General features: G+C 48.8%; 13 protein-coding genes. 7 read left to right on the top strand and 6 right to left on the bottom strand.

Translation table 11 applies throughout. From position 1 onward, the window contains the following. Positions 1-130: 130 nt before the first annotated feature. From PGN_RS03790 to PGN_RS03780, 3 genes are all read left to right on the top strand, one after another. The gene (locus PGN_RS03790) at positions 131-1,237 is read left to right on the top strand and encodes a DUF2891 domain-containing protein (protein ID WP_012457784.1); all 1,107 of its coding nucleotides are present in this window, start codon (positions 131-133) and stop codon (positions 1,235-1,237) included. Positions 1,238-1,261: 24 nt separating this feature from the next. Then, on the top strand, positions 1,262-3,955 hold the full coding sequence (locus PGN_RS03785; protein WP_012457783.1) for a 4-alpha-glucanotransferase: 2,694 nt from the start codon (positions 1,262-1,264) through the stop codon (positions 3,953-3,955). A gap of 152 nt (positions 3,956-4,107) precedes the next feature. Continuing rightward, positions 4,108-6,339 (top strand): polyribonucleotide nucleotidyltransferase, encoded by a 2,232-nt coding sequence (locus tag PGN_RS03780; RefSeq protein ID WP_039417263.1) that lies wholly within the window; start codon positions 4,108-4,110, stop codon positions 6,337-6,339. A 651-nt stretch (positions 6,340-6,990) separates the two neighbouring features. On the opposite strand, the gene tig is transcribed toward PGN_RS03780, so the two are convergent. Next, the gene (gene tig / locus PGN_RS03775) at positions 6,991-8,367 is read right to left on the bottom strand and encodes a trigger factor (RefSeq protein WP_039417265.1); all 1,377 of its coding nucleotides are present in this window, start codon (positions 8,365-8,367) and stop codon (positions 6,991-6,993) included. A gap of 556 nt (positions 8,368-8,923) precedes the next feature. Then, entirely contained in the window at positions 8,924-9,826 is a 903-nt protein-coding gene (locus PGN_RS03770) for an IS982-like element IS195 family transposase (protein WP_012457521.1), read from the bottom strand. A 273-nt stretch (positions 9,827-10,099) separates the two neighbouring features. Here PGN_RS03770 and PGN_RS03765 point away from each other — a divergent pair, with 273 nt between their 5' ends. The 4 genes from PGN_RS03765 to PGN_RS03750 all read left to right on the top strand — a co-directional run bounded on the left by PGN_RS03765 (position 10,100) and on the right by PGN_RS03750 (position 16,549). Then, positions 10,100-12,238, top strand: coding sequence for a tetratricopeptide repeat protein (locus PGN_RS03765; RefSeq protein WP_012457780.1), 2,139 nt, complete (start codon positions 10,100-10,102; stop codon positions 12,236-12,238). A 77-nt stretch (positions 12,239-12,315) separates the two neighbouring features. Continuing rightward, complete coding sequence (locus tag PGN_RS03760; protein ID WP_039417574.1) at positions 12,316-14,403, top strand: M3 family metallopeptidase; 2,088 nt, start codon at positions 12,316-12,318, stop codon at positions 14,401-14,403. Between the two features lie 96 nt (positions 14,404-14,499). Next, a complete protein-coding gene (locus PGN_RS03755) occupies positions 14,500-15,147 on the top strand; it encodes a hypothetical protein (RefSeq protein WP_005875043.1) in 648 nt (215 codons plus the stop codon). A 49-nt stretch (positions 15,148-15,196) separates the two neighbouring features. After that, positions 15,197-16,549, top strand: coding sequence for a DUF2130 domain-containing protein (locus tag PGN_RS03750; RefSeq protein WP_012457778.1), 1,353 nt, complete (start codon positions 15,197-15,199; stop codon positions 16,547-16,549). A 113-nt stretch (positions 16,550-16,662) separates the two neighbouring features. Here the strand turns inward: PGN_RS03750 and PGN_RS03745 are convergent, their stop codons facing one another. From PGN_RS03745 to truA, 4 genes are all read right to left on the bottom strand, one after another. After that, on the bottom strand, positions 16,663-16,983 hold the full coding sequence (locus PGN_RS03745; RefSeq protein WP_039417266.1) for a hypothetical protein: 321 nt from the start codon (positions 16,981-16,983) through the stop codon (positions 16,663-16,665). A gap of 238 nt (positions 16,984-17,221) precedes the next feature. Then, complete coding sequence (locus PGN_RS03740; protein ID WP_230847058.1) at positions 17,222-18,634, bottom strand: hypothetical protein; 1,413 nt, start codon at positions 18,632-18,634, stop codon at positions 17,222-17,224. A gap of 56 nt (positions 18,635-18,690) precedes the next feature. Next, positions 18,691-19,173, bottom strand: coding sequence for an HU family DNA-binding protein (locus tag PGN_RS03735; RefSeq protein WP_012457775.1), 483 nt, complete (start codon positions 19,171-19,173; stop codon positions 18,691-18,693). 731 nt (positions 19,174-19,904) lie between these two features. Next, positions 19,905-20,663, bottom strand: a complete 759-nt coding sequence (gene truA / locus PGN_RS03730) for a tRNA pseudouridine(38-40) synthase TruA (RefSeq protein ID WP_012457774.1) — start codon at positions 20,661-20,663, stop codon at positions 19,905-19,907. Positions 20,664-20,666 lie beyond the last annotated feature (3 nt).

Here is a 20,666-nt window from a genome sequence, read left to right as displayed (position 1 = left end):
CGGAGTGTGAAGTGAGCACTTCGGCACACTCTTTTTATTATACTCTACGAGCTTTCAGCGAGGAAATAAAGCGTTTACTGGTATTCATCAGGCCAAAGTCTTAAATTTGTACGCTTATCCCTCGAAAATTATGAGAAGAATTGTCACCATCATTTCCCTTTTACTTTCTGTTTATCTCTTGTCGGCGCAAGATTCGAGTACGCTGCTGCGCCTCGTCAGGATGCCACTCAAGAGTATTACGACAGAATACCCTAATAAGACAGGACAGGTGATCAATGACGAAGCCGATGCCCGACTGACCCCCTCTCAGTTGCACCCCGTTTTCTTTGGCTCGTTCGATTGGCACAGCAGCGTACACAGCCACTGGATGCTGGTACATACGCTTCGCATCGTACCCGATATAGCCATGATGGATAGCATCGTCGCTGCTCTCGATCATTCGTTTACGGCGGAGAAGCTCGCAACCGAAGCGGCCTATTTCGACAGACCAGGGGGAGCGACGTTCGAGCGCACCTACGGATGGGCTTGGCTTTTGAAATTGGATGAGGAATTGCTTCGGCTATCTCAGGATGCTGCCGTGCCTTCGCACTTGGCAAGCCGTGCGGCAGAATGGCATCGGCATATGTCCCCTCTCTCTCGGACTATCGTAGCGCGGTGGAAAGCTCATCTCCCCAAAATGACCTACGCCGATAGGATCGGTACGCACTCCAACTCGGCTTTCGCCATGGCCTTTGCCTACGACTGGGCTGTTGCTATGGGAGACAGCTGTTTTCGGGATTCACTCCGCCAAAAAGCATTGGACCTCTTCGCCAAAGACCGAGCCATACCGGCTGAGTGGGAACCTAATGCCACGGACTTCTTTTCTCCTTCGCTGCAAGAAGCCGATCTGATGAGACGAATCATGCCTGCCGATACTTACCGGCAATGGTTCGAACAGTTTTTTACGGCCGAGGGATTGGAACGTCTGTGTACACCTCCCATCGTATCCGATCTGAACGACTATCACATAGTCCATCTCGTAGGACTTTCCTTTTCCAGAGCGTGGTGTATGGGAGCTATAGCGAGGGCTTTACCGGCGAATGATGGCATCGGAATGCGGATGCGACAAGCAGCCAAGCGGCATTACGAAGAGGGCATGAAGCAGATATTCAATAGCAATTATGGTGGCGATCATTGGCTGGGGAGCTTTGCCGCCTACGCCTATGAGGAGATAAAGTGGCTGATCGATCGGCTGTAATGAGATGAGATATTCGTAAGAACGATGGAGATAGTTTTTTCGATCAAGTATCGAGCCGATTGGGGGCAACGCCTCTGCATATCGGGCTCTTCGGCCGAATTGGGAAATTGGGATGAAGCACTTGCCTTGGAGCTGACAGCAACGGGCGAGGACAGATGGGAGGGACGTGTGATCATAGACGGTCGCCGCAAGGATATACAGTATTACTATCTGGTAAGAGACGCCGAAGGCAACGCCATTCGCAAGGAGTGGAAACGCATGCACCATCTGGTATTGGATCATGGTTACAAGCGAGTGCTGATGGACGATTACTGGATCGATCGACCGAAAAATGCACCCTTTTTCAGTTCTGCTTTTTACGATGTTTTCTTCCGCCATGAGGAGAAGCTGAAACGTGCCCCGAAACCAACGAAGGAGGGCGTCAAAGTCGTCATGCAGCTATATGCTCCATGCGTTCACCCCGACCAGAAGATCTGTATGACGGGCAATAGTCCTGCTCTTGGCAACTGGTCAGTGGAGCAAGCCCGCGCCATGCACCATTTGGGAAAGGGCGAATGGTCTATCACGCTGGAGAAGGATGAATTACCTCCACTTTTGGAATATAAGTTTTTCATTGCCGGACAAGACGACTGCTCCGACATCCGTTGGGAAGAGGGAGAAAACAGATCTTACCGATTCGAAGAGACGGATGCCTATGGTGCCGTCTATTTGGCCGGCCTCTGTTTCCGCGAGGGTGATTATATGCCACGCTATGCAGGTAGCGTCATCCCTCTATTCGGACTGCGCACCCACAAGGATTGGGGCATAGGAGACTTCGGTGCACTCCGCCGTATGGTGGACTGGGCGGCAATGACCGGCCAGCGCATTATACAGCTCCTGCCCATCAACGACACCACTTACACACGCTCCTATCGCGACTCCTATCCATATAATATAGTATCGGTCATCGCCATCCATCCTATCTATGCCGATTTGGATGCGCTGCCACGACTGAAGAATAGTGCTCTGATGGCAAAAATGGAGAAGCAGGCCGAAGCACTGAGGGCACTCAAGCAAATGGATTATCCGGCTGTGTTGGCTCTGAAGGAGGAATTTCTGCATGCCCTGTATCGACAGGAAGGGGCGAATGTGATGCGCAAGAAAGCTTTCCGTCAATTCGTCTCAGCAGCGGCTGATTGGTTGGATCCATATGCGGCTTTTTGCCATCTGCGCGACAAGTACGAGGGACTGCCACTCCATCTGTGGCCTGAATATACGTGGGGGAAAAACCAAATCGAACGAATGGCGGTATCTCCCGAACTGAAAACGGAGACCAATTACTATCGCTTCGTACAATTTTTACTCCACGAGCAGCTGCATGCCGTATCGGCCTATGCCGAAGAAAAAGGGATCCTACTCAAAGGAGATATACCGATCGGAGTCAGCCCCAATAGTGTGGAGGTGTGGATGGAACCGTCCCTGTTCGACACGGAGCATGCCGCCGGATCACCTCCGGATCAGTTTTCCGAGAATGGGCAAAACTGGGGTTTCCCTATCTACCGATGGGACGTAATGAGTCGAAACGGCTTTGCCTGGTGGCGCAAGCGTTTCGAGAGCATGGCCGACTACTTCAAGGCTTTCCGCATAGATCATATATTGGGCTTTTTCCGTATATGGGAAATCCCTGTCAAGCATGTTTCGGGCTTGTTGGGACATTTCAATCCAGCTATAGCCATGACCGAAAAGGAGATAAAGGAGTACGGCTTCCCGTTCGATGCCCGATTCTGCTCCCTTCCGCTCGTTCATGCAGATGACCTCAAGCAGATTTTCGGACGCTATGCAAGCGAAGTATGCTGTCGATACCTTCGTCCGTTCGATTCGGATTATTATACGCTGGCGACGAAGAATTTCTATCAGACCGATATAGCAGCGTTAGATCCTACAGCCGTTGTCGGAGGAGAGGACACGATCAGAGGTTTGATGCGTGTAGCCACAGAAGTATGTTTCGTAATAGAATCAGGCAAGCCCGGGGCCTTCCACCCACGCATCCATTTCGAAAAGTCTTTTCGCTATGCTCATCTGAGCTTGGAGGAAAAGAAAGCTTGGCAGCATCTGTCGGACGACTACTTCTACAAGCGGAACGATGACCTGTGGAAGCAAGAGGCACTGTCGCGGCTGATACCGCTGCTTTCCTCCACGGATATGCTCGTCTGTGTAGAGGATCTGGGAATGATACCCCCTGCGGTGCCTGTCGTAATGGAACAGTTGCAACTGCTATCCCTCATTTTGGAAAGAATATCCAAAGAGCCGGGACAGGACTTTGCCGATATGAGTCGGCAGCCCTATTGTTCGGTATGTACCACCTCCACGCACGACATGGCGCCTCTGCGTCTTTGGTGGCAGGAGAACGAACTGCTTCGCCGGCACTACTATTCCATGATCCTCGGAGAGAAAGGTACTGCACCGGAGACATGTACGCCGGAGACGGCTCGCCGAATCCTTCGGCAGCATCTGCTGTCCACTTCCATGCTGGCTATTTTCCCATTAGCTGATTGGCTGTCGCTATCGGGTGAGTTGCAAGGAATTGTTGCGCCCGAGGACGAACAGATCAACAAACCGGAGATTTCCGATCACTACTGGCGTTATCGGATGCCTATTTCTATCGAAAGCCTTTCTGAAGACTATCGGGAGCTGAACGAATCAATAGCCTCCCTCATTCGCACCTCAGGCAGAGGATAAGCTTCCGGCCACTGTATCTTAGCGGCTGCCTCCACGGTTTTTGCTCTGAAGGGGATGGAGTGGAGTTATTTTATTATTCTGCGTTTTATCATCCCTTTTGTGTACTTTTGCCCACGATACTAAAGAGTTATAGATTAGAAATAAAAAGACTTATGCTTAACGTTGTAAGTAAGACTATCGATCTGGGAGATGGTCGTTCCATCAAGATCGAAACCGGTAAATTGGCCAAGCAGGCCGATGGCGCCGTGACAGTCACCATGGGCAATACGGTATTGCTCGCTACAGTTTGTGCAGCCAAAGACGCTAACCCCGGCTGCGACTTCATGCCTCTTCAGGTGGAATACAAAGAGAAATACTCCGCCATCGGACGCTTCCCCGGAGGATTCACTCGCCGCGAAGGCAAAGCTTCGGATTACGAGATCCTGACCTGCCGCCTTGTGGATCGTGCCCTTCGTCCGCTATTCCCGGACAATTATCATGCAGAGGTATTCGTCAATGTGATCCTCTTTTCAGCCGATGGCGAGGATATGCCCGACGCCTTGGCCGGTCTGGCAGCTTCGGCAGCTCTTGCCGTTTCCGATATACCGTTCAACGGCCCTATCAGCGAAGTGCGCGTAGCACGTGTGGACGGCCGCTATATCGTCAATCCTACTTTCGAGCAGCTCGAACGCGCAGACATCGACTTGATGGTCGGAGCCACAATGGACAACATCATGATGGTCGAAGGTGAAATGGACGAGGTACAGGAATCCGAAATGCTCGAAGGCATACGCGTGGCACACGAAGCCATCAAGGTACAGTGCAAGGCGCAGCTCGAACTATCCGAAGCTGTAGGAAAACTTCAAAAGCGCGAATACAGCCATGAAGTAAACGATGAAGACCTGCGCAAGAAAGTGCACGACGAATGCTATGCTCGTGCCTATGAGGTGGCTACCAGCGGAACCGGCAAACACGAGCGCGGCGAAGCTTTTGAAAAGATCGTGGAAGAGTTCAAAGCTCAATATACGGAAGAAGAACTTGCCGAGAAGGCCGAAATGATAGCTCGCTACTACCACGATGTGGAAAAAGAAGCGATGCGTCGTGCCATCCTCGACGAAGGCAAACGCCTCGATGGACGTAAGGCCACGGAGATCCGTCCGATATGGATCGAGACCGACTGCCTGCCCGGCCCGCATGGCTCAGCTATATTCACTCGTGGTGAGACGCAGTCGCTTACGACCGTTACGCTCGGTACGAAGAGCGACGAAAAGCTCGTGGACGATGTACTCAATTATACGAAAGAGCGATTCCTGCTGCACTACAACTTCCCTCCTTTCTCTACAGGTGAAGCCCGTCCCCAACGCGGTGTAGGCCGCCGCGAGATCGGTCATGGCAATTTGGCGCATCGCGCCCTCAAGCGTATGATACCGACGGACTACCCCTATGTGGTACGTGTAATCAGCGACATTCTGGAGTCCAATGGCTCGTCCTCGATGGCCACTGTCTGCGCCGGTACTTTGGCTCTGCGCGATGCCGGTGTACAGATTCGCAAGCCCGTATCCGGCATTGCCATGGGCTTGATCTCAGAGAATCAGGGCAAGAACTACGCCATCCTCTCCGATATTCTCGGTGACGAAGACCATCTCGGCGATATGGACTTCAAGGTAACGGGTACGAAGGACGGTATTACAGCCACGCAGATGGACATCAAGGTGGATGGTCTCAGCTATGAGATTTTGGAGAATGCTCTGGAGCAAGCCAAGCAAGGACGCCTACACATCCTCGGCAAGATCATGGAAGCTCAGCCCGAGACAAGAGATGACCTCAAGCCTCATGCACCGCGTATCGAGAAGATGCATATCGGCAAGGAGTTTATCGGAGCAGTCATAGGCCCGGGCGGAAAGATCATCCAAGGCATACAGGAGAAGAGTGGTGCCACAGTGAACATCGAAGAGGTAGATGGCATGGGTGTCATCGAGATCAGTGGTACGAACAAACCCTGCATCGATGCTGCAATCGGCATGATCAAGGGCATCGTGGCTATGCCGGAAGTCGGAGAAACCTATCCGGGCAAGATCACAAGTGTGATGCCATACGGCTGCTTCGTCGAATTCCTCCCCGGCAAGGAAGGACTTCTGCATATCTCGGAAGTGGATTGGAAACGATTCGAGACCATCGAGGACACCAACCTGAAAGAAGGCGAATCCATCAACGTTAAGCTGCTCGATATAGATCCGAAGACCGGCAAGTTCAAACTCAGCCGCAAGGTGCTACTGGAAAAACCGGAAGGCTACGTGGAGCCTCAGCCGAGAGAGCGGCGTGAGCGGCGTGAGGGAGGACGCGAAGGAGGTCGTAACTTCGAACGTCGTGGTGGTGATCGTGACCACCGCGAGCCTCGTGGCTAAAATCGGCCAAGTGAGACAAGCAGCCGATTTCGTCGCTTGGTATGTCTCTTCCTACAATTATCCATCAGCAAGGCCAATCTTGCTGATGGATTTATTTTTATATGTCTTAATCATTATATGCCGCTCTGACCATGAATACTTTCGAAGGCTTGTACCGGTAAATTATAATGCAACCTAAGGAGTATCTATAAGTATGGACCAAAAGCTGAATTAACTTTTTTGACTGTCAGCTTATTTAGTTCACATCGGCAAGATCTTGAAAGTCATATCCATTTAGCCATATGGTTAGGTAGCCTACAGAATAATTTTACTTATTAATCGGTATTGTGGAGATGCATGGCTGGCTATACCTTTGCCAATGTAATAGTAACACATTTGTTTAGCCAAAGCCATTTGGTCTTAATGATGTAACCATTATAAAAGTGATAAATCGATCGCAGTCGGTAGGACTTCATAGAAATACCGAAAAAGAGCACTTCTCCGGGAGGAAAGGTGCTTTTTTATTTTATGTCTTGTATAGTCTTAAAAAACAAATCCACCAGCAAGACCGGCCTTACTGGTGGATAAAAATTATTGTACTAAAAGCCGTAGTGCTTTTATTTGATCAGAGAAAATGTATCGATAGGCATAATCCCTACCATACATGAGTATTTACTCAGCCGAAGCAGGCTGTTCGGTCATCAGTTTGTTGAATTCGTCCGGAGAAACCGTCTTGGCATCGATATCGAGCTTTTCTTTCAACGCGGCAGCCAGCTTATTTTCCGTAACACGGTCGAAGAAATTGCGACGAGCATCTTCCTTCTCCATCATCGTATTGGCATAACGTTCGAGAGCATCCTGAGGAACGGCGGACATGCCATACTGGGCAAACTGATTCTTGGCTACAATGATGGCGAAATTCCTGACCTCTTGCGGCGTAACCACGATGTCGTTCTTCTTCACCAGATCTTCCTTGATCACATGGAAAGTCAGATCCTTGATCATTGCAGGGTACTGCTTTTCCAGTTCTTCATCACTCCACTCCGTGTGCGACAGTTTCAGCCAGCGCTTCAGCAGGGCATCGGGGAACTGCAACTCTCCTACCTGAGCTTCCAGTTCGCGGCGCAGATCGATGAGAAATTTGTAGTCGCTTTCGGCCGTGAATTGCTCGCGAACACCTTCGGTTACCTTAACACGCAAGTCCGCTTCGTTTTTGATATCCGTCTCCTCGCCGAAAGCCTGTTTGAAGAACTCTTCATTCAGTTCAGCCTTTTCATGTCGGGAGATACTGCTGATTTCGAAAGAAAAGTCACCTGTATGCTCTCCGATAGCCGACTTGTCCACTTTCAGGAGGGAGGAAAGTTCGTACTCATTATTATTGTATGCCTTCGAGGGATTGAATATGACAACGCTGTTCTTGGCAGCGCCGACGAATTTATTCTTCTCCTCTTCGTCCTTCATATAGGCCGGAAGCAACATGGCTTCTTCCACACAGATACCACCTTCTTTGGGTTGGCCATCCTCCAATTCACAGAGACGCCCCTTCACTACATCGTTGGCAGTCACTTCATCGGCTTCCACCGAATGTCCGTAGCTGGATCTCATAGATTCGATCTGCCGGTCGATCATCTCCTCTGTGGGTTGGATCGTATAATAAGGTACACGAATGCTCTTGTCTACCACTACGTCCACCACGGGGCTGAGAGCCAGGTCGAATACGAATTCAAAGTCGTCAGTGGTATCGAAGTCGTACTCCTTCTGCAATTCCTCGTTAGGCATAGGCTCTCCCAGTACATTGAGTTTGTTCTCTGCTATATAACGATAGAGTTCACGACCGACTACGCGGTTGATCTCCTCTGCTTTGACACCCTTACCGTACATTTTCTTGATCATACCCATCGGTATCATCCCCTTGCGGAATCCGGGGACATTGGCACGTTGGCGATAGGTACGCAGAGCTTTTTCCACTTCGTTGGCATAATCAGCCTTCTCGATTGCTACCGTAGCAATGGCATTGACGGCATCCGTATTCTTGATCGATACGTTCATTTTCTTCTTTATTATCTTGGAGTTATTGTCTTTTTGGCTTTGAAAAACCGCGTAAAAATGTCCGCCAAAAGTAGCCCAATTCTTTGAAAGCCGCAAATATGAAGCACTTGCATATTCCACACAGCAAGCATTCCTTCCTGAGGTGTAACAGCCGCAAGAAATGGAGAAACACTTTCCACAATCCTATCAAAGCACACAGCGTATAAAAAGGACAAAAAGAAGTATGCAGCAATTTATCGAAAGCCATGAACTCCGAAACCATGTCGGTTGTGATGACAGCCCGTGCAGAGATTGAAAAACGATCGTAGACGTACGATACTCTCCTGCACCGTGCAGGAGACCGGCGTAGGCCTACGGTGCTCATTACAACATGCTAATTACCAGTACATTATAGCCAATTAAGGTGAAATGAAAATAATCTTAGAAGTTTTCCCAATTTCGCGTCTTCAAAATTCGTTTCCCCCTTGTTTGGGAAGCTCTGACTCAATAGCAGATCGACGACCTCGACTCCCTTGTCGTATTTGAAGTATCATTTCTTATAATACGTCAGTTCGATCTAAGCGGAAATAGGAAAGTTAGGGTTTCTGATGATTTCAATATTGAGTTCAGGCTTTTTAGGCAGGATGTTGTAAGCGATGATACCGGAGATCAGGTTGGTGACAAAATTGTTGACACTGCGATGTCTCGTGTGCTCTATCTGACAGACATTTTTGAGCATATCATTGACCGTTTCGATCAAGGCTCTCTTTCTCAATAAAACTTTGTCATATAGATGCATCAGGGAGTTCTTCATGTTCTTTTTGATTTTGGTTATCATGTGGATGTCATCGACAAAGAGCCGGTCAAAAAGGTTTTGGGAAATGTAGCCTCTATCGGCAATGAGTTTGCCAAAAAGATTCTTGGTGAATGTTCCGTCTTTCAGAGGTTCTCTGTCATCACAATTGCCCGGTGTGATTTGATAGTTGATGATTTCACCCCTGTCGTTGATAACAATATGTAGCTTGAATCCATAAAACCAACCCATGGTGCTTTTGCCTTTTTGAGCCCATCCCCTCATTGTCCTATGCCCATGAGCTCGTTTGATATGACAAGCCTTCAGTGGGGTGGAATCGATGAAAGAGATGCCTGTACATTGACCCAAACAACACATATTGAGAAATGCTATCAGCTTGAAACCTACCCTGCTTTGCAGCTCCACAAAGCGATTATAAGAGACAAGATGTGGGAACTCGGATCGACAAGAATGGGTGATGTATTGAAGATAAAAAGCTTTCAAATCTCGGTATCTTGACAGATGAAAAAGGATCAGGATGGTCATGACCTCACTGTCCGACATCTTAAACTTTCTATTCCTGCGTTTTTTGTCTGCCTCTTCGAGGGTCTTTTTCTTGATTGCTTCATCAAAAAGCTTGGAGAAATCATCTATGATGCAAAAAACATCAACTATATTTGTCTTCATAAAGTAGCGTTTTGTTTGTTCGTATCTTATTGATTGTCAACAGCTAAGATACAAATAATTCGCTACTTTTTCAAGCATAATGCCCACGTTCTTTGGGCGTTTAACCCTAATCAGAAAACAAATTCATTGGCTTTTTCTTACGTCGAACTGACGTTATAATAAAAAGACACCCGTGATTGTAATTTCCGATAGTAAGAGAAGTATTCGCACGGGGAAATTTGCCACATAGGAGTTATTCGTACATTTGTCCGACGAGGGATGAGCCGAAAAACAATGAATCCAACAACAGTGACTCAGCAATTACAAAAAACATATCAGGCTGTCGGGGATGGACTGCTGAGCGAGGCGTTCGGCCTCGTCCGTGCATCGGTACCCTCGCAGCAATCGCATTTCCTCACACGCATCGACGATCTGGAGAATGTCTATCGGCAGCTCCTGTCGTACTTTGCCCAAGGTGTGAAAGACGAAAAACAGGCCGAGATGCTCCTCTACCTCAAGCGCAAACTCATAGGTCTGGCAGCTGAAGTGCATCGCGAATCCGTGGTGGCACAAGGCACGGGGCTTTTCTACGATCGCCTTCGTTACCGCCGCAGCATCGGTTTCGAAAGCCTTGTCACCTTGCTGGAGCAGGCTGAGACAAGCACTGTCCGCAAGCAGTTCGACGAATTGGTACGGCTCATATTCGATAGCTTGTGGACGGCCGATGCTCTGACGGACGAAGAGGCTGCTGCCCTCTCGCATGCCGGCGAATACATTCGCCTCGTGGCGGCGTCGGCCTTGACGATGGCTCTGCAACAGCAGTGGCACTCGAAAAAGCTCTACTTCCTGCTCGAAGAGCTGGCTCGCCCCGACATTACAGCCGACTATCGCGCCCGCCTGCTGGTCGGAGTCGTTCTCACCGTTCGTTCCTATCCCCACCATACCCGACTCTATTATAATGAGATTGCATTGCGACTGGAAGCCGTCAATGAACATATCCTTTTGGAGCCGACCCTTGAGATGCTTTCGATCCGTTTCCTCTTTGCCTGCGAAACAGAGTCCATCACCAAGCATCTGCAAACCGAGCTTTTCAGCGATATACAGAAGATAGCCCCCGACCTGCGCAAATTCGGTATGGGAGATACCGAGTCCATACAGGAGACAGGCAATCCGGAGTGGATGGAGGAGCTGGAGAAGAGCGGTCTGGGAGACAAGATCAGGGAGTTCTCGGAGTTGCAGCTCGAAGGAGCCGATGTAATGCACTCTTCGTTCATGAACTTGAAGGGAAGCAGCTTTTTCCGCGAGATGCACAACTGGTTTCTGCCTTTCGATGCCGCCCACAGCCGGATAGCTCCACTGCTCGAAGAGAATGCTGTGCTCAAGCAGCTTGTGGAGGCGATAGGCCCACAGCTTTGTAACTCGGACCGCTACTCTTTCATCGTTTCGATGGAAAGCCTCCCTGCTGCACTTCGAGGTTCGGCCATGGGAGCCGTAGGCGGTGAACTGGATGCACTCAAAGAACAGATAAAGCAGGATGTACCGGTCGGCGAAACCGGCAAATTGGACACGGCCATCAAGAGCTATCTGCAGGATCTGTACAGATTCTATAAGGTATGCGAACGGAAGAACGAATTTGACGATATTTTCCTCTCGCCCATCCCACCGGATCTGCCTGTGCTCGATCGCTATCTCTACAAGCGTGATACGCTGCTGCATACGGCCGAATTTCTCTTCCGCCGCAAGCATTACGATCGGGCAGCGAAGCTGCTGGCCGATTTGGCTGAAGGGAAAGAAAGTGCCACGGATACCACTCTGCACCAAAAGCTGGGTTTCTCCCTCCAGCAGCAGGGCCTTTTCGCCCAAGCTCTGGCTGCATATTCGCGTGCCGAACTGATCGATACGGAGCACGAATGGCTGCTCAAGCGTATGGCTCACTGTTACCGCCAGCTGTGCCGTCCGGCCGAAGCGGCCGAAATATATAAACGACTCTTCGAGCGCAATCCGCACGAAGCGACTCTACTCCTGCAGCGAGGAAATGCGCTCGTCGAGGACAGCCGATACGATGAAGCTCTACAATGCTTCTTCCGATATGAGTTCAGTGTGGACGATGCTTCCAAGGCTCGTCGTCCCATCGCTTGGTGCCTCTTCCTCACCGGCCAGTACGAACGTGCCGGCGATTACTATCGCACCATACTGGAATCCGACGATCTCTCGACTTTCACCGATCGGCTCAATGCCGGACATACGTCTCTGGCTATGGGGCAGATCCCTGTTGCGATCGACCATTATCTTGCGGGATTGAAGCTCACTCCGAACGGGAAAGATGAATTTCTCGCAGCCTATACGGCAGACATACCGGTTCTTCTCAAAGCCGGTATCGAGGATGCCGTCATCAGGCTCATTCCGGAAGTATTGAGGCTACACCCGAACTAAGGGAATTACTAATGTTTCATCTCACAAACCTCCAATCAATGAGTAAAAAATTTGTTTTTGCAATCAGTATTATGGCAATGCTCACAGCATGTAACGGCAGCCGTAAAGGAGATGCCAACCTCTCCGACAATCCTCTGCTGCAGTCGAGTGCTCTCTTCATGGAAGCACCCGAATTCGACAAAATCAAAACCGAACACTTCCTGCCTGCTTTCGAAGCCGGCATGGAGCAGCAGTTGGCCGGGATCGATTCGATCGTGAACAACTCCGAAGCTCCCACTTTCGAGAATACGCTCGTAGCCATGGAACGTTCGGGACAGACACTCAAACGTGTTTCCAATGTCTTCTTCGGTCTCACGGGAGCCAATACGAACGATGAACTACAGAAAATCGAAGAAAAAGTATCGCCTCTTTTGGCTGCACACAGCGATGCCATCTACCTTAACGACAAACTTTTCCAACGCGTAAAAGCCGTTTACGAAAGTGACCAATCCGCCATCGAACCCGAGGGACAAAAGTTGATCCAAGAGTATTACGATGCCTTTGTCCGTGCCGGTGCCAATCTGAGTGCCGAGGACAAGGCCAAGCTCATGGAACTGAACAAGGAAGAGGCTTCGCTGACGACCGAATTCGGCAACAAGCTGATCGCAGCCACCAATGCCGCAGCGGTAATCGTAGGGAGCAAAGACTCGCTCGATGGTCTTAGCGAAACGGAGATAGCCAAAGCTGCAAGCGATGCCAAAACTGCCGGCCACGAAGGCAAATACCTGTTGAATATCACCAATACCACTCAGCAGGATTATCTCTCGGTACTGAACGACCGTACCATTCGTCAGCGTGTATTGGAGGCCTCTATCCATCGCACGGACAAAGGCGATGCCAACGACACGCAGTCCATCGTACTTCGTCTGGCCAAGCTCCGTGCACAGAAGGCTCGCCTTCTCGGCTTCCCTAATTATGCCGCATGGAAGCTTCAGAATCAGATGGCTAATAATCCGGAGACGGTGCTGGCTTTTGTCAAGTCGATAGCTACGCCCTATGCTCCACAGGCACAGAAAGATGCTGCCGAACTTCAGGCTTATGCCCGCTCCAAAGGTTTCGAAGGAGACCTTACGGCTGCTGACTGGAACTACTATGCCGATAAGCTCCGCAAGGAAAAGTTCGGTCTGGATGAGAACGAAGTGAAGCAGTACTTTGTGACGGACAGCGTCCTCAAGAATGGAGTATTCTATGCTGCCAACAAGCTCTATGGCCTCACATTCAAGGAGCGTACCGACCTGCCCGTCTATGCCGAAGATGTACGTGTATTCGATGTTATCGACCAAGATGGCAAGCAGCTCGCACTCTTCTACACCGACCTCTATCGCCGTCCGACCAAGAGCGGAGGTGCATGGATGAGCAACTGGGTAGACCAAAGCTACCTGCTGAACCAAAAGCCGGTGATCTACAATGTTTGCAACTATGCCAAAGGCGTTGATGGTCAGCCCTCTCTCATCAACTACGATGAGGTGACCACTCTCTTCCACGAATTCGGTCATGCCCTCCACGGTATGTTTGCCGCCCAGCAGTATCCTTTGCTCTCCGGTACGAATGTGGCGCGTGACTTCGTCGAGATGCCGTCTCAGCTCAACGAACATTGGGCTATGGATCCGGAAGTGTTTGCCAACTACGCTAAGCACTGGAAGACACAGGAGCCTATGCCGGCCGAATTGGTCAAGAAGATTCAGGATGCGAGCGACTTCAATCAGGCTTATTCTATGGGAGAAAATCTTGCAGCCGTAAGCCTCGATCAGGCATGGCATACGCTCACGGTCGAAGAGGCGGAAGCCATTACCGACGTGGCCAAGTTCGAAGAAGAAGCCCTGCGCAAAGTCGGTCTCTACAATCCGCAGATACCTCCTCGCTATCGCTCCTCTTATTTCCGCCATATCTGGAGCAATGGTTATGCATCCGGTTACTACGCTTATCTGTGGACAGAAGTGCTGGATCACAACGTTTATCAATGGATGGTGCAAAACGGTGGTATGACTCCGCAAAACGGACAACGCCTTCGGGATATGATTCTTTCGCGTGGCAATACACAGGATTTCAACGTGATCTTCACCGCATTCACCGGTCTGCAAAAGCCTGACATCAGGGATTTGCTCCGCGCTCGCGGTCTCATGTAATACAGCAATAGACGAGGCTGTGCTTTCAGGTTCCAAGATCCTGCAAGAGCACAGCCTCTTTGTTATTCACCCTATACCAAAAACGAAACAGCTACGATGAAAAAAGGAGATCTACTCATCCTTCTGATCATTATCCTGATGTTGGGGCTTATGCTTTCCCCTTGGACATCGGAAACATTCAACTCCCTCAGTCGCCATTATCCTTATTATATCGGTTTCCTGAAGTTTGCCATCTTGGCTACCATCGGTGAAGTACTGGCCGGACGGATCAAAGCCCAACGATACACCTGCCCCACCTATCTATGGGTGCGTATTGTGATATGGGGCATTGTCGGTATACTCATCGTCTTCAACTTCGGGTTGTACGAAGCCGGTATACGAGGTATCATCGCAAGAGGACTGCTCCCCGACATCGACAGTTCGGTCTATACGGCTTTCCTTATCTCTTCCGCCATGAATCTGACATTCGGCCCGGCCTTCATGGCCGCCCACCGCATCAGCGATACATATCTCGAGAATAAAGCTACAGGACGGGGAGGAAGCATCCGGCTCGCCGTTGAACGAGTGGATTGGAATCGCTTTATGACTTTCGTCGTTGGCAAGACCATTCCCTTCTTCTGGATACCGGCACATACGGTCACCTTTTTACTTCCACCCGAGTACCGCGTCTTTGTGGCTGCACTCCTGTCCATCGCTCTGGGACTGATCTTAGCCTTGGCTTCCTCCCGACATGCAAAGGCGTAAAACATCAGTGACCGACACAAGGATTTGATACCAAAATGATGAAAATGCCATGAAGGAACTGAAATGCCCCAATTGCGGTAACTTCTTTACCGTAGATGAAGCCGATTACGCTTCGATCGTCAGTCAAGTGCGAAATGCGGAATTCGAAACCGAAATGGAGCGTCGGATCGCTGATCTCCACAAGCAGCATCAGACCGAGCAGCAGGTGATAGAAGCAAATGCCCTGAACAAGTATCAGCAGGAACTGAACAAAAAAGCCGAAGAGCAGATTCGGATGGAGAAGGACTGGCAGGCTGCCATCGCGCAGAAAGATGCCGAGCTGGTTCGCCTGCAGTCGGAACTGAACGTCGTCGAACAAAAAAAGCAGTCCGAGCTAAGCCTCGCCATCGCAGGAAAAGAGAAAGAAATCAGCGATCTGAAATCTGCTATCAGAGACAAAGACAGTGCCTTGGAGATCGCCGTTCTCAAAGAGCAACAGAAAGCACAAGAGGATATCAAATCCAAAGAAGCAGAGATAGCCCTGCTGAAAGCTGCGGCAGAGCTGGACAAGCAAAATGCGACCATTCAGGAGAATGCGCTCAAAGACCGGTATGAAGCCCGTCTGAAACTGAAGCAGGAAGAGGTGGACTATTATAAAGATCTGAAAGCTCGCATGTCCACGAAAATGATCGGGGAGACCTTAGAGATTCATTGCTCCACCCAATTCAATCAGATGCTCCGCCCCATGATGCCCAATGCCTATTTCGAAAAAGATAATGATGCATCGGGAGGCACGAAAGGGGACTTTATCTTTCGTGATTTCGGCGAAGATGGGACTGAATACATATCCATCATGTTCGAGATGAAGAACGAAGCCGATGAGACCGCCACGAAGCATAAGAACGAAGACTTTCTCAAGAAACTGGATACCGATCGCCGGGCCAAAGGTTGCGAATTTGCCGTACTCGTCTCTCTGCTGGAGCCGGACAACGAGTTGTACAACGGCGGTATTGTGGATATGTCCTACAGATACGATAAGATGTATGTGATTCGTCCGCAGTTTTTCATTCCGATGATAACCCTCCTGGTGCAGACGTCCAAAAAGGGTCTGGAGTACAGACAGCAGCTTGCCATCGCGCAGAAACAATCCATCGATGTTTCGAATTTCGAGAGTCAGCTCGAAGATTTTCGGGAAAGATTCGGTAAAAACTATCGCCTTGCCAGCGAACGATTCAAAACGGCTATCGACGAGATAGACAAGTCCATACAGCACCTGAATAAAATCAAGGAAGCCTTGGTCGGCAGCGAGTACAACCTCCGCCTTGCGAACGACAAGGCAGAGGCTCTCACCATCAAGAAGCTGACACGAGGCAATCCCACGATGAAAGCAAAGTTCGAAGAAGCCCGCCTTGCCGATGAATGACGCACTCCGGGATATAATGCCAACCGTACATCTCCAATTATTTTTCCCAAAAAAGAGAGCCTGAATACAACATCCAAGCTCTCAAAAAACAGAATACCCCAGAGAAGTATCAACTAATTCAGAATTATTCTTATTCCTCGCTCTAACTTGGCATTGGTCGATACATCTCTTAGATGTGCATTGTATCTATCAGGGATAAGAATAACTTCGGTAGAATCAAAAGTACGAATAGGCATGTATACATAAATTGTACCTGACACTTGGCATTCTCCATAAGGAATACCAGCTAAAAATTCCCTTGCTTGCCATGTCAATAATACTTTTGCTGAAACCATATTGTTCTGGTCGTCATAGGATATATTGTTTAGGTCAAGGAGATATTGAGCATCTTTTCCACTTTGTGGCGAAAATTCTTTTATCAAAGTTTTAAGCATCTGCGATGACGCTGTTTCCAAGATTCCCCGATATGTGCGACGAAGTTGTTCCTGCTTTGAAATCCAAGTTCCCTGACCTTTCTGTACAGTATTGGGGACATCTCAACTATTGAAAGTAAACGCTATCACAAAAAAAACTGATAGGGCTGTGATTAGATAAAATCTTTTCATATCCGGATATTGTCAATTATCGTTTTTACAAATTTGCTATGTTACCACTCTTTTAATGATTACAAAATCAATTCAGAACGATTACTATTCCTTGATTTAACTTGGCACGGTCTTTTTCCATGGACACTTTCTTCAAATGTTCATTGTATTTATCGACTCTGAGGATTGCTTTTGTAGAATCAATCGTGCGAATAGGCATATATACCTGAAGGGTACCTGATACTTGACACTCTCCATAAGAGATATTTGCCATAAATTCTCTTGCTTGCCATATCAATAATACTTTGCTTGAAACCATATTGGTTTCTTCGTCATAGTGGATACTCTCTAAATCCAAGACGTAACGTGCTTCTTTTCCACTTTGTGGTGAAATATCTCTCATAAGCTTTTGGGTCATCTGCGATGCTGCAGCTTCCAATTGTCCGCGATATGTACGACGAAGTTGTTCTTGACTTATAATTTGCCCTTTACTTTGATTTGAATATCTCTCGTCTTTTTGTATTTGTCCAATACTGGCATCAGCACAAAACTTGAAGAGAGGAGCAATATATTTTTTCCCTTTCTCTGTCAGAAAAGAGCACAAGTCCCTCGACGTACGATCGGTATGGATCTCAAAAGCATACCACGGAATCACAATCTTGTATGAAGAATCACTATCGGGAGTATAAAGTCTGGCCGAAAGAGTCAGTATCACACCCTCATATCCATAACCAACACTAAAGCTGTGATTAAAAGGTTCGTTTAAAAGATATTTCAAACATAGATCGAGTTCGGGATTTTGATAAAACGGATCTGATGGGGACAAAACAGGCCCTCCTGCTCTATGAAAGCATAAGTACTGTATCGCTTCTTGTGCTTCTTGTGAAGAAGAAATATGTCTTTTGATACAGCCAATTATATTCTCCTTTTGCCTGACATCGAAAACATCCCATATATCCAGAATCTTACCTGTCTTTTTATCAATACTCACGCAACTCTCGGTTTCTGTTCGATGATTCCATGTAGCTGCATCGTAAAGAGCTTGATTGATATTAATGTGGTGCCTTACCGTCAGCATATCCGCTCCGTCATGCTGTACAGTCAATACACTTAAGTCCAACAAATCGCAATAATCACCGGAAGGAGCATCTTTAAGAACGTTCGATTCCTGTAATCTATATTTGACGATTTGCTCGGGAGATAATTGAAGGATCGAGTTAGGAATACTCTCTTCGATCACGGCCCATGGATTTCGCAAAAAAATCCTTTTAAGCTGAATAAGAACATGCGAATTGGCACTTTTCGGATACTGAAATTCCAAAATAGCTGAGTTCTCGGTCATGGGAAATAGGTCTCCTCTATCAGGGAAATAACATACTGTGTCTAATCTTGCTTGTATCGTTGTGATGGAATTTTCTCTTACATAGCGTGTTTGTGACTCTAATGAACTTGGATAAAAACCAAGGATAGAGAAAAGAATAAGAGAGAGAAGCTGTTTCATATTATTTGTCAGATTATTCATCCATTATGCCTATTTAGAAAATTTATTACCATAGGTTATAGTCCGCCACCGGTGGAGCCTTGTTCGCCGCCGCCGCTATTATCACCCGTATTTGAGGGCTGCGAAGGCGTTGGGGTATTGCTATTGGTTTTGTTTGCCACTTCCACCTGCTCATAGGTTACGCCGTTCAGTTCTTTGAACGAACGCTTGAGGATGCAGCCGATGGCCGGTTTGCTGATGTGCATGCGAGGATTGAAGTCCTCCTTGTTCTCCACGCCTTGGCTTTTGAACGTGCCACGGAAAGTGGCCAACCCGGCGAGATCGACATTCATCCCAAGACCGACGAGGTAGCGGATCGAATCCGACAGCTGTTCCAAGACGGCATAAATATCGGCACGACCGACCGTCGTGTTCTTGGCCATCAAGTCGCAGAGATCTTTCATTGTGGCAGTCTTTACGGAGACGGGATTGGCATAGTAGAGTTCTTTGCCGGCATCTTTGCCTAAGCGAACTACTCGTTTGGATACTGAATACTTCATAGTAATTCTATTTTTTATGTTAGTAAAAATTGGATTGGCTTTTGTCCGAATATCTCAGTCCGAAGAAGATAACGGGCTATACCATAGGGAGCATGGCGGTATGCCGTAGAGGATGACGAGCTATCCCGTACGGCTCTTCGAGCTACGCTGTAGGGCTCGGCGAGGTACGCTCTACAGCGTAGCGAGCCGAACCGTAGAGTTCCGCTCCGGGAGCCGTACAGGTGGCCGAGCTGAGCCGTAGGGCCCGGCGCGGTGAGCCCTACAGCGTAGCTCGAAAAGCCGTAGAGCGTAGCTCGGTACGCTCTACGGCGTAGCCCGAGTCGCTGTAGGGCGTAGCTCGACCCCCTCCGGAATATGCTCCGAAAGGCCGTAAAATGCGATCGAAAAAGGATGGAAAAGAAAAAATTTCGACAAGGGGCAGAGGCCGATATAGCCTTAAGTCGGTTATCGAAAACAAAACGAATTATACCGTTTTTAACAAATATGGGGGGGGGGGGTATTTTGGGAAGTGCGGTCGAAACAAGCAGGGATACGCAGCAAGGACATCATCGACATAAAACGCTCATGTCCGGTATGAAAGTATTTACTTGTCATTTCTTATTAAGAATATATTTACGTTGCGAGCAAAGGTAGAAGATTTATCTCATATAATCTGTCCTATTTCTTTCATTTATTCTTCACCTTTTTGAGGCGTACAGAAAAACAAATGATCGGTCGGGGAAAGGATGCTGTCAGAGAAACAGATCCGACGGGTAAACTACCCTCTCCAGATAGAGGGCATGAGCCGGAGCTGAAGAGCCGGCACGGCTGCGATCCTGCGATTCGATGATGTCCCGAAAGTCTGTGATGGATAGCTTGCCCGTCCCCACATGGAAGAGCGTGCCGACTATGGCACGTACCATATTGCGCAGGAATCTGTCCGCCGTGATGGAAAAGACCCATTGGCCGGTCTGTGCAAGTGGCATCCATCGGGCTTCCGTTATACGGCAGTTGTTCGTTTTGACGTCAGTATGCAGTTTGCTGAAGCTCGTGAAGTCGATATATCGCGGAAGAAGAGCTGCCGCTTCATTCATACGTTCGAAGTCGAGCTTACGATAGGTCTTCAGCATCAAGCCTTCCATAAAAGGATCTTTCTGCTCGGTCAGATAGTAATGGTAAGTCCGGGAGATGGCATCGAAGCGCGCGTGGGCATCGGCTTTGACAGGAGCCATTCGGTATATGACGATGTCGCGTGGGAGGAGTTTATTGAGCCTTTCTGTCAGGGTGGCAGCTTCCGCCGGCGTATCGCAGGGAAGATCGGCATGTGCTACCATCTCGTGGGCATGAACTCCTGCATCGGTTCGTCCTGCTCCGACGACCCCGACAGGTTGGCGCACGATGGTAGATATGGCTTCCTCTACGGTCTGCTGCACACTGGGGGCATTAGGCTGCGTTTGCCAGCCGCTGTAGCGAGTACCGTTGTATGCCAGATAGATGAAGAAGCGCGCCATTTA

The sequence above is a fragment of the Porphyromonas gingivalis ATCC 33277 genome (assembly GCF_000010505.1).
GTDB classification, from domain to species: Bacteria; Bacteroidota; Bacteroidia; order Bacteroidales; family Porphyromonadaceae; genus Porphyromonas; species Porphyromonas gingivalis.
The sequence above is the reverse complement of the archived record's forward strand: the minus strand, read 5'-3'. Positions and strand labels throughout refer to the sequence as shown.

Bases quoted from the DNA above. Each gene is read 5' to 3' on its own strand.
- PGN_RS03790 (WP_012457784.1), top strand. From the start codon at position 131: ATGAGAAGAATTGTCACCATCATTTCCCTTTTACTTTCTGTTTATCTC.
- PGN_RS03785 (WP_012457783.1), top strand. From the start codon at position 1,262: ATGGAGATAGTTTTTTCGATCAAGTATCGAGCCGATTGGGGGCAACGC.
- PGN_RS03780 (WP_039417263.1), top strand. From the start codon at position 4,108: ATGCTTAACGTTGTAAGTAAGACTATCGATCTGGGAGATGGTCGTTCC.
- tig (WP_039417265.1), bottom strand. From the start codon at position 8,367: ATGAACGTATCGATCAAGAATACGGATGCCGTCAATGCCATTGCTACG.
- PGN_RS03770 (WP_012457521.1), bottom strand. From the start codon at position 9,826: ATGAAGACAAATATAGTTGATGTTTTTTGCATCATAGATGATTTCTCC.
- PGN_RS03765 (WP_012457780.1), top strand. From the start codon at position 10,100: ATGAATCCAACAACAGTGACTCAGCAATTACAAAAAACATATCAGGCT.
- PGN_RS03760 (WP_039417574.1), top strand. From the start codon at position 12,316: ATGCTCACAGCATGTAACGGCAGCCGTAAAGGAGATGCCAACCTCTCC.
- PGN_RS03755 (WP_005875043.1), top strand. From the start codon at position 14,500: ATGAAAAAAGGAGATCTACTCATCCTTCTGATCATTATCCTGATGTTG.
- PGN_RS03750 (WP_012457778.1), top strand. From the start codon at position 15,197: ATGAAGGAACTGAAATGCCCCAATTGCGGTAACTTCTTTACCGTAGAT.
- PGN_RS03745 (WP_039417266.1), bottom strand. From the start codon at position 16,983: ATGCTTAAAACTTTGATAAAAGAATTTTCGCCACAAAGTGGAAAAGAT.
- PGN_RS03740 (WP_230847058.1), bottom strand. From the start codon at position 18,634: ATGAAACAGCTTCTCTCTCTTATTCTTTTCTCTATCCTTGGTTTTTAT.
- PGN_RS03735 (WP_012457775.1), bottom strand. From the start codon at position 19,173: ATGAAGTATTCAGTATCCAAACGAGTAGTTCGCTTAGGCAAAGATGCC.
- truA (WP_012457774.1), bottom strand. From the start codon at position 20,663: ATGGCGCGCTTCTTCATCTATCTGGCATACAACGGTACTCGCTACAGC.